The organism is Paenibacillus naphthalenovorans (genome assembly GCF_900099895.1).
GTDB classification, from domain to species: domain Bacteria; phylum Bacillota; class Bacilli; order Paenibacillales; family NBRC-103111; genus Paenibacillus_G; species Paenibacillus_G naphthalenovorans.
The window spans coordinates 1-9,554 of the sequence record NZ_FNDY01000060.1; the positions used below are offsets into that span (position 1 = coordinate 1).

The 9,554-nt window shown below is 40.1% G+C and carries 11 protein-coding genes; 2 read left to right on the plus strand and 9 right to left on the minus strand.

The genetic code is table 11. The annotated features are described in order from the left end of the window. The 7 genes from BLT35_RS25585 to BLT35_RS25610 all read right to left on the minus strand — a co-directional run. The coding region (locus BLT35_RS25585; RefSeq protein ID WP_139170881.1) for a substrate-binding domain-containing protein at positions 1-684 on the minus strand (684 nt) is incomplete at its 3' end. An 11-nt stretch (positions 685-695) separates the two neighbouring features. Further along, positions 696-1,781 carry a sugar ABC transporter substrate-binding protein gene (locus tag BLT35_RS25590; protein ID WP_054820077.1) on the minus strand — a complete coding sequence of 362 codons (1,086 nt, stop codon included), beginning with the start codon at positions 1,779-1,781 and terminating at the stop codon, positions 696-698. 598 nt (positions 1,782-2,379) lie between these two features. Then, complete coding sequence (locus BLT35_RS28005) at positions 2,380-2,628, minus strand: DUF6508 domain-containing protein (protein ID WP_367888814.1); 249 nt, start codon at positions 2,626-2,628, stop codon at positions 2,380-2,382. Beyond that, positions 2,625-3,155, minus strand: a complete 531-nt coding sequence (locus BLT35_RS25595) for a GyrI-like domain-containing protein (RefSeq protein WP_074730184.1) — start codon at positions 3,153-3,155, stop codon at positions 2,625-2,627. Before BLT35_RS25595 ends, BLT35_RS28005 begins: the two co-directional genes overlap by 4 nt. Before the next feature lie 494 nt (positions 3,156-3,649). Then, entirely contained in the window at positions 3,650-4,330 is a 681-nt protein-coding gene (locus BLT35_RS25600; protein ID WP_217634756.1) for a hypothetical protein, read from the minus strand. Positions 4,331-4,502: 172 nt separating this feature from the next. Then, a complete protein-coding gene (locus tag BLT35_RS25605; RefSeq protein ID WP_074730186.1) occupies positions 4,503-5,222 on the minus strand; it encodes a CPBP family intramembrane glutamic endopeptidase in 720 nt (239 codons plus the stop codon). A 15-nt stretch (positions 5,223-5,237) separates the two neighbouring features. Beyond that, a complete protein-coding gene (locus BLT35_RS25610) occupies positions 5,238-6,200 on the minus strand; it encodes an alpha/beta hydrolase (protein WP_083351429.1) in 963 nt (320 codons plus the stop codon). A gap of 204 nt (positions 6,201-6,404) precedes the next feature. Between BLT35_RS25610 and BLT35_RS25615 the strand changes: the two genes are divergently transcribed. Together BLT35_RS25615 and BLT35_RS25620 are read left to right on the plus strand one after the other, a co-directional pair. After that, positions 6,405-7,223: a hypothetical protein gene (locus BLT35_RS25615; protein ID WP_139170883.1), complete on the plus strand. Its 819-nt coding sequence runs from the start codon at positions 6,405-6,407 to the stop codon at positions 7,221-7,223. Positions 7,224-7,312: 89 nt separating this feature from the next. Then, positions 7,313-7,798 carry a hypothetical protein gene (locus BLT35_RS25620; protein WP_074730189.1) on the plus strand — a complete coding sequence of 162 codons (486 nt, stop codon included), beginning with the start codon at positions 7,313-7,315 and terminating at the stop codon, positions 7,796-7,798. Positions 7,799-8,184: 386 nt separating this feature from the next. On the opposite strand, the gene BLT35_RS25625 is transcribed toward BLT35_RS25620, so the two are convergent. Then, a complete protein-coding gene (locus BLT35_RS25625; protein WP_074730190.1) occupies positions 8,185-8,850 on the minus strand; it encodes a hypothetical protein in 666 nt (221 codons plus the stop codon). A gap of 324 nt (positions 8,851-9,174) precedes the next feature. Then, entirely contained in the window at positions 9,175-9,300 is a 126-nt protein-coding gene (locus BLT35_RS27850) for a hypothetical protein (protein ID WP_302848202.1), read from the minus strand. Between the last annotated feature and the right edge of the window lie 254 nt (positions 9,301-9,554).

Sequence of the window (9,554 nt, forward strand, 5' to 3'; positions counted from 1 at the left end):
GAAAGAACGAAGCAAAGCGCTTACAAGGAAGAGGTTCCTTCGGGGTTCGCGTTCCAGGCATCTTAAATGACTGCCCACGCTAGCTTGACACTGACCGATGTCTTCGAATAATTGACGGGCCAAGGCTTCACCCATATAATAATTATCCGACATATGGTTTGTGTTACTATATTCACTCGGATGGTCAATCGTAAACAAAGGGATTTTGGCATCCTTTACCTTTTTCAGCACATTAGCGAACACTTTCGTATCTCCAAGGTGCTTGATAATCGCATCCGGCTTTTGCGTAATCAAATTTTCGATATCAGCAATGGTTTTCTGGTCATTACGTTCCCCGTCTACCGCAATGGGGGTTCCCCCAAGCTCCTTAACACGGTCAATCTGCCCCTGAAAAGCTTGTCTGTCGTTGTTGTCCTGCGTTCCTATAACCGATATGCCAATGGTTTTGCCTTCCAGCGACGGCACAGGCAGAGCATCCACAACGCCCTTTAAGCCGGAGTCCTTAATCTGGATTGCATCTGCGGGCTTCCGCGAATCATCGCTATGGGCGGCTTGGTCCTGTTCGGTAGGGTTGGATGGATCAGATGTCGCGTTGCCGACGGTTGAATCATTTACCGTGCACGCGGAACCAAACAAAATCAAGAAAATCAACGAAAATATAACCAGTGTCTTCTTGTTTTTCATATTAACACCACCTATTTGAACAGAATCTTCTTGGCTTGTTCAGCGTTTTCTTTCGTAACCAGAAGCGGTTCCACATATACCGACTTAGGCACCTGCAGTCCGGCCAAATAGCGCGCTGCGGAATCGACGGCGGACTGTCCGATCTTATAAGGCTCCTGAGCTACATCAGCCGCAAAGGAAGTGTTAGGATCGGCAAGCAGATCGATGGCAGCCGGATCTCCATCTACGCCATAAACCTTGATATCCTTGCGGCCCGCCGCATCTACCGCCTGGGAAGCGCCAATGCTCGGGATGTCCCAGCCGGCCCAAATGGCCTTCAGCCCGCTCTTTTCAGGATATTTGACAAGAAGATCCTGAACTTTCTTACGGGCATCCTCTATCGTGCCAGGGATAACATCCTGCAATTCCGGTTCTATAAACTCAATCTTCGGGTAATCTCTGGCGACATATTTCAACATATCATAACGAATGGCTACAACCCGAACCCCGTAGAAACCGTTAAACACAGCAACTTTTCCTTCGCCGCCCATATTTTCAAAAATAGTACGCGCCAACACTTCGCCGATATAATAATTATCCGACAGATGGTTGGTAATGCTGTACTCGCTGGGATGGTCAACCGTAAATAAAGGGATTTTCGCATCCACGACCTTTTTTAGCGTCGGGGCAAATACTTTCGTATCCCCGAGCTGCTTGATTATCGCATCGGGCTTCTGGATAATCAGATTTTCAATATCCGCAATCGCTTTCTGATCGTTGCGTTCCCCATCTACTGCAATCGGGGTTCCCCCAAGCTCCTTAACACGGTCAATTTGACCCTGGTAAGCTTGCCGATCGAAGTTATGGTCCGTTCCAACAACGGCAATACCGATCTTTTTCCCTTCAAGCGACGGCACAGGCAGCCCATCAACAACGCCCTTTAAGCCTGAATCCTTGAATGAGGTCGTTTGCGCATCCTTCGCAGTATTTTCCTGGTCGTTTTGGCCCGATGGCGTAGATGTCTCGGTGCCGGCGGCCGAATTATCTACCGAGCACGCGGAACTAAGCAAAATCATTAAAATCAATGAAAATATAACCAGTATTTTCTTGCTTTTCATGTGAATCCACCGCTTTCTTCTTTATAATTCATACTATTAATATAGATTTAGTGCGTTTAAAGGCGCGGCTTACCCTACTTCATCCTTGCATCACATCCCTTACTGCGTAATGAAAAGAAAAGAGCCATCCTTTGCTCGCCAAAATCGTAATGGCTCCCAATGAATAGCTCCAGTTCTCCGGTCGCTGGCAATTCGAAACGTTATCAATCTACTGCTCACCCAATTATTTTCAAATATTCCAATTTATTTATTATGTGAATTATTTATTATTATAACTAGTAACTTCTTTAAAACAACAAGCGATTTTCACAAAAATGATGGTTATGCAACCTGAATCCTCATTTTGTTGTCTATTTAGAATTTAAACTACTCAACCTTAACAATTGTAGAGCAAATATCCCTTTATATTTCAAAGAATGTCAATATCAAAATTTTCTGACCTCCAACAAAATATTAAATCATGTTGTCTTCCTTTGTAACCCCTTGCGGCTCGTCATTTCACCAAGGCGATTGTTTCAACAATTGATAATCAAAAATCCGCTCCCAGTTTTCCTCTTTAGTCATTTTTAGTTCGTCGCGATAAAAGGCATCCCACTCATCATCCAGTGGTAATCCTTAAGCATTTCTTCCCAAATAAATTCAGGGTTGCGTTATCAATCATCAATGCATACGTTCCGGCATTAAATCGATCTGCTCTGATGATCGTAGTGAAAAGCTTTCTAATCGTATCCAAATCAGCTTCATCGATAACTGTCTGGGGATTACAGAATGAACACAATGGATCTGGTTGAAAGTTTGAACCGACATCGCTTCGAAGGCTTATAACTAGCCGCAAAGGTCGCTTCACATGGCGAATAATTTCGATTTTACTGGCAAAATATAATCAATAACTACCTTTTTACCATGACTTAGTGGAATGGAATATCGTTCTTTTGTATATATCTCACACCAATAAAACTGTTCAAAATCAATTTCTTGATCAGTTTTTTCAATGGCTTCTGTAATCAACAAGAAGGCCGAGTCAACAATTTCTGCGATGTTATTTCCCTCAATTTGGATACAAGCCACCGTTCCGCTTGGAATATGTTTTTTGTACAGCTCATGGGGAACCGGTGTATTTACCCTCATAAAATCTCCTAATATTAATTCGAAAGCATTTGTATCTTGAAAATTAAACATCATTCCGATACCATCATTTTCATCAATATCCTCACAATAAGTAAATTCAGATAAATTTTTTAAATAGTCAATCTTATCGCTTTCAAAAAATGATTTCCATGCGTTTCCAGACTCGAAAAATGAAGTGTTATAATGATCTCCAACCATTAGACGTTCGTCGAATTCCTTATACACGATTTTCTTTAATTTTGCCATGATTCTTTCGCCTCCTATAAATCTCATTTCAAGATAATTCATTGGGTGATACTCATTGAGTTTTGAATTGATTAGTTTTGCTTCCGAAGGGTGTGATCCCATGATGTTCTTTGAATGCTCGCGAAAAAACAGAGTGCGAATTGAAAACCATACTTAAACGCTATATCAATAATAGAATCCTCACTTTTTTTAAATCAAACCCTGCTAGTGTTAATCTACGTTTTCTTACATATTCTGAAATGGTAACTCCTGAAACAAAAACAAATATTCTTTGGAATAAAGCGACGGGTGCAGACACAATTTTTGTAATTTCTTCATAATCAATTTCATCCCCACTTATGTTGCCGCGGGTATCTTCTACCTAGTGCCTGCAATAGAAATATGGAGCGAATGCCAAAGTTATAATTGAATTTGATATTGCCATTTTCAGGTAATGAGGTTAAAAAATAGATTGTCCCTTGTGTTATTCCATTCCTCCCATACCTTTAAGTGTTCTAAAATAAGCCAACCGCGGGCTGGATTTTCATTTTTAATACTTTCAACATGAATAAGTCATCATACGGCGAAGTATTCAGAAAGTTTTCATCAATCGATATAAAAATATAACCTTTGCTGGCTAGCAATTCACCTAAATAAGCATATCCAGGATGTGAGTAGTCTGTGGCTAGATGATTACCATGAACAACGATGACTAAGGGGAACGTTCCTTTTCCATCGGGATACCATACTGTCCCGTTAAGCGGCATTTGATCCGACCCGAATCCAAATGTTTTAGTGCGGATTGAGGACCAATTTTCCACAAATGACGAGCCATCCACTGGCTTCGTAATCAGTGAATTTTCAGCATTGAATTCCTTTCGATAGCTGTTGGCACTTCCGTACGTTAATGTCTTGACTTGATAAGAACCCGGTACAGACGGATTAGCCAATGGAAGAGAATACTGTTCCGTTGTTTTCATAGTCTTCAGTCTATATAATATTGGCAATTCGCTATCACCACTATTAAATAACCAATAACCACCAAAAAGAATACAGGCTAATGATAAAGATGACAGCACTAATGTCATTATCTTTGATAACTTACTTGACTGACGATATTGACCTTTCAACAAGCGACAAATCATCATCCCAATGAAATAGAAGGAAACAACAATTGATATAGAGACAATAAACATTAATTCCCAAGGACCTATAAAACATATGAACACCAAGAAAAAGCAAGTGAGCGCGATCCAAATGTAAAGAGAAGGTATGTTTCTTTGTCCAATGAATTAGCAGTGAGATTAGTGAAATATAAGTTCTTCCATTGTTGCTTGAACCTCCTAAATTCTGCAAAAACCTGCGCATTTAATTGAACAATATAGGGAGAAGAATCAATTGATTGATGACGTGCGTGGAGATATGTCCGAGCATTGCATATACTAATCCATGTTTCCAATATAAATAGCCAAACCCGAGCCCCGGCAAAAAATTAAGCAGCAAAGTACGGATTACAGACAATGGACTTAAACCCAACATTTGTGCAGTCGCAGGAAGATGTCCTGCTGCAAATATGAGTGCGGCGATGACAATACCGGCAATGTAAATTCCATTGCTATTCACAGATTTCGTAATTTTGCTGGCAATCCATATAATAAGCGACATAAGTCCGAATCTTAGAAGCACTTCTTCGATGATGCCACCGTATAATACACTGCCAAGAAAATTAAGCCAGGAAAATTCAAATTTCTCATCCAGTCCCAACGCTTCAGCAAATATAAACTTTTCCGAAATAGCGATAAATCCGGCAGACAATAGTCCGATGACCACTGCTGCGGCAATGCTTTTTCTGTTATAAAAAAACGATTTGTTCAAGCCTACTTTTGGAGAAGTCCAAGATCCTACTATAGTGGCAATACTCGCCATAATTGCTGTTTGCAGCATAGCCACTATAATAATGACTTGCTTTGACCCCAGTTGGACAGCAATCTGGCTTTCCATTTCAGGCGTTAAAGACATTACTTGCTGTGTTCCTAAAACAGCGCCAGCCACCAGCCCTAAAACCAATACAGCTACCACCCTTTTCACAGTTAACACCTCCGACTATTCAATTGATATGGTTTGAACCCAATGTTTAATCTCGTTAACAAGTTCAGATGATATCGGTTCATTCTTCAGTTTTTTATATATTTTATTTAATGTTAATATAGAGTAAGCCTGATCTTGTTTTTTCAACATATGGTTCATATCATCAATCACTACGGTATGGACATTTTCTAAATCTAAGTTTTTCAAATTACAAAAAGGCTCTATTGGAGATTGAGCATCCTTGCTTCCGTTAATCGCCAGAACCTTACATTTTAAAGATGACAGCAAGTTTAAAATATCTTTATCGTTCAGAGATAGATGCTCTCTTAACCACTTGGCTTGAACGGTCCTTCCGCTAATCCTTACAGTAGATTCTTTGGTTTGCATTACTTTATCAAATAGCTTCTTCTGCTTGAGCTGCTGTTTTTCGCGCGACACAAGCTTGCGCAGGAGCACTCCAGAAAATCCGGATTTGCTAGCGATTTCTGATAATAATGCTTCATTTTGAAATGTCATGACACTTTTCAATGATGTACCGGCGCCACACAATAAAATGATTCCGTCTACCTGTTTTCGACTGGCAGATAGAGTTGCGATAATCGTACCCTCACTATGTCCCAGCAAAAAGATTTTATTAAATGCCATATCCTCAGTTGATTTGCAATAATCAATGATGTCGCTTACGCATTGAACACCATCGTGAAGTCCCGTGTGGTTAAAATCGCCTGTACTTTCTCCTACTCCAATTTTGTCATATCTTAATGTGACAAATCCTGACTTTACTAATACATCAGAAAGATGTTCATAAATACTTGCCCGCATTCCTCTCATATTGCCATCGCGGTCAACTGGTCCGCTTCCTGGAATCATTACAATGAGAATTTCCGAATTTCTTTTATTTTCAGGTCTTGCTACTGTTGCTGCGATTACTAATCTCCCATTATCTGCTGGAATTTTTATATCTTCTTTTATCATCATATCCTACCTGAGTTAATATTCTGTTCAATCCAGTTGTCAACGGTATAAAAATAATCATCACCGCAAATTTTGTTTTGCTGTTTTGGCCGACAATAAACTACCCCTACACAGTAAAAGGGGCAGTATCGGTCAATTTTAAAGACTCATCAGGAACAAACATAGGTTCCGTGAATGCATATAATTGGAATGCTAATGACATAATGCATGGATCCATTTTTTCTCCCAACACTTCTTTTTTTTGGCGGTGGATACAAAGCTTTTTACTACTGGAGTTCTGCTCAAAATATGAACTTTGACCATATAAGTGGGGCGGTTATTACGGTTGAATGTGAGGGGTTCTATTCAACCTTCCCCGGAAGCCAAAACACCGTTACAGGTAGCTTTACTCCTGCGTCTACTTTTACTGCTAGCACTAATACAACCATGAATAATCCTAGCAAAGTAGAAGTAATTGCGAAAGGTCTGCAAATGAAAGATTTAGTAATTGCGGGAGTAGGAAATGCAATATTGAAAGTAAACAGCAACGGTCAAGTCAAAGATTACTTTATAAACGATAAAGAACTTAATAAATGGATAAACAGAATTGCAGTCAACCGAAGCTTAAATGGTAATTCTGAAACGGTTACTGATCAACGCCAGTTTGTTGAAAATGCGGCAAAGCAAGTATTAAAAAATGAAATCGTTCTAGAGTATGCAAAAGCAAATCAGATTAGTATTACAGACGATGAAGTGACTAATTATATTAATGATTTAAAACAATCTATTATGAGTCATAAAGAAGGAATCAATCTTGTCGAGGAAGTAACTAAGGGAATGGGATTAAAAAGTTATGATGAATTGTTTGAATATGATCGTGACTTGTATACTCAGAATGTCATTTGGTCCAAGTTACTGCCAAAATACATTTCTGAAAACCCTAAATTAAAAGATGAAGACGAATTGTCATACCAAAATCGGTTGGTTGGTCTATACCAACAGGATATAGTAAAATATATGGGTAATATTGAGTTCAACTGGGAGTAGAATAAGCACAAGGGCGAGATCGGATAACCAAACCGATCTCGTTCAATTTAACGACTCTAATAAATAAAATAGAAATGGAGGGTATTGTATTGATAACAAGGGTGTTAATCCTGTTTCTTATTACATTCACTATTATAGCTTGCAGCACAAATAACTCAAGCACGGGGAATAAAATATCGTTTGATCAAGAAAAGTCAATGGTAAATTATGTTCGACATGGAAAAACAAAATTGTTGACTATTGACTATTTTTTAATAAACGAATCAAATAATAAGATAGGTCCTTTTACAATGAAAATGAATATAACCAACCCAAAGTTGTTGGATTTTATTAATGAGGATAAGGAAGAATTTCCTATACTCTATGGAGAGAAGGTAACACTTGATAAAAGTGAAAGTCATGGATATGGAGCTGGAACATTTGAAATCAAAAACGAAATACCTCTAAACGACCTTAGAGAAATTATTGAAGATAACAGGAGCATAGAAATCCAATTAATCAACGAGTCAGGAGATATTATCATTTCTGATTGGATTCAAAAATTAAATATAGTAGGGATAACTGAAGGTGGGTAATAACTTCGTATCTATAATGTACACGAAAAAAGATGGATATGGAATTCACGATCCTTTGCTCTACAGGAGCTTTATGGGTGGTATTACCCTTGGAAAAGGTATGCCCTCATAGGTTTCTTTCTAGAGCAGTAACCGGCACTGTTGCTTTTTTACCTGGGAAGAAGTCAGCCCAAAAGAATTGAAGTGCAACTCAATAAGAGATGAACCGCCCCGAGCCATTCGGATATATATAGACCGTTGAAAAATATGATTTTATTGGACTTCTTGTAGTGGTGGCGAATACGAAAAGATGATACCGTTCATGATACCCATATCCTCGAAAATCAGAGTAACCACGAAGGGCTTAAGGGCATGCCTGTTCAGCCTTTTCTCCAATCGGTTGGCGTTCACTTTTTTAACCGCAACCCGTTCAGTAGACCGACGAATTGCTTTTTGGACGCCGCCTCTTTATCATGCTTTGAAAATTCCAGTACGTAAATAATTTTGTCTTGTATCGGTATGACGGCGAAATAGACGTCATGAGTGCCGGTCAGGCCGGAGGCGGCAGTACCGTTGTCAGCGTCGAGCGTATATAGCTTGCCGCTTCCGATGGGAGTATCGATCGCTTCTTCATTTGTAATTTCGCTATGGTTGGGCTTATAAAATTTGAAGTCAAAATCGTCAGCATACGGGTACGTGACAACGCTCCCGAGATTGACTCCGTTCTCGTCGGTGAGGGATGCGCCAAAGCGGTCCTCGGTATTCAAGTTCCATCCCTTCGGCAGGGTCAATTCCAGATTGGAGACGTCGTATTCAGAGTCCGTACTCGGTTGACTGAAATTCGATTGGTTCCCAGAATCCCGCCCGTTGCCGAAAATGGATGAAGAATTTGTGACAGTATTGGTATCAGAAGCCTGCCCAATGCCGACGTCGGCAGTCTGGTTAGCAGAAACGGACAAAGTAACCGGGCTACTCTGTGCGGCGGGAGCCACCTGGTTACCGGAACAACCAGCAAGAACGACCAACAGCGGAACAGTCAGTAGCAGCATTTGTGTTTTCGTGGATCGTGCCATTTTCGCCTCCGACAATATCTGTTTTTGAACTCAGAACCGTATGCAGCCATGGTTGATATACAATTAAATAATACCACATATCGGAACTCCTGCCTGTTAGCGGAGCGAAGGGCTTGTAGCGGCAGCCCTTTCGGTTTTGAACTCGTTCCTCGAGGGAGCTCAACCAACCCCATCAACGCATTGGAACAATTTTGTTTCACTAAACTACCCGTTTAGTCCTTAGATGGCTCTGAAGATTAACAACATAGCTCTACTTAATTAACAAGTGGCTCTCGATAGGTAACACACACAATGGCTCTCTTCCGTCGAAATATTAAATTGAACTCATCCTAACGAATTCAACATGTCTACACACCCGACGTCCAAATCCAGGTCCAAAACGACGGAAACCTCAATTTTGTCTTTGAGCACTTTATTTTTGAAGTCGCTGCCGTCTGCCGTGAAAGTCATAAAACGCGCAAAGTGTTGAAAATAAAGGATTTCTACGTATCGATTCGTTGCATTCCTATTACGCACTCCACATGTGTAGAGGTGACAGTGGATCGGCTACACTAAGTTGGACAGAAAAAATAAGGGCATGTAGAATAAACCTATCATCCTAAGGAGCGAATCTCTACAATGCCAAAACACCAACGACGTACCTTTACCTCAGAATTTAAAAAACAAATGGTGGAACTCTATGAAAACGGGAAATCCAGAGCAGC

Excerpts from the sequence above, each read along its gene's own strand:
- BLT35_RS25590 (WP_054820077.1), bottom strand. The coding sequence starts at position 1,781 with ATGAAAAGCAAGAAAATACTGGTTATATTTTCATTGATTTTAATGATT.
- BLT35_RS25595 (WP_074730184.1), bottom strand. The coding sequence starts at position 3,155 with ATGGCAAAATTAAAGAAAATCGTGTATAAGGAATTCGACGAACGTCTA.
- BLT35_RS25600 (WP_217634756.1), bottom strand. The coding sequence starts at position 4,330 with ATGTTTATTGTCTCTATATCAATTGTTGTTTCCTTCTATTTCATTGGG.
- BLT35_RS25610 (WP_083351429.1), bottom strand. The coding sequence starts at position 6,200 with ATGATGATAAAAGAAGATATAAAAATTCCAGCAGATAATGGGAGATTA.
- BLT35_RS25615 (WP_139170883.1), top strand. The coding sequence starts at position 6,405 with ATGGATCCATTTTTTCTCCCAACACTTCTTTTTTTTGGCGGTGGATAC.
- BLT35_RS25625 (WP_074730190.1), bottom strand. The coding sequence starts at position 8,850 with ATGGCACGATCCACGAAAACACAAATGCTGCTACTGACTGTTCCGCTG.
- BLT35_RS27850 (WP_302848202.1), bottom strand. The coding sequence starts at position 9,300 with ATGACTTTCACGGCAGACGGCAGCGACTTCAAAAATAAAGTGCTCAAA.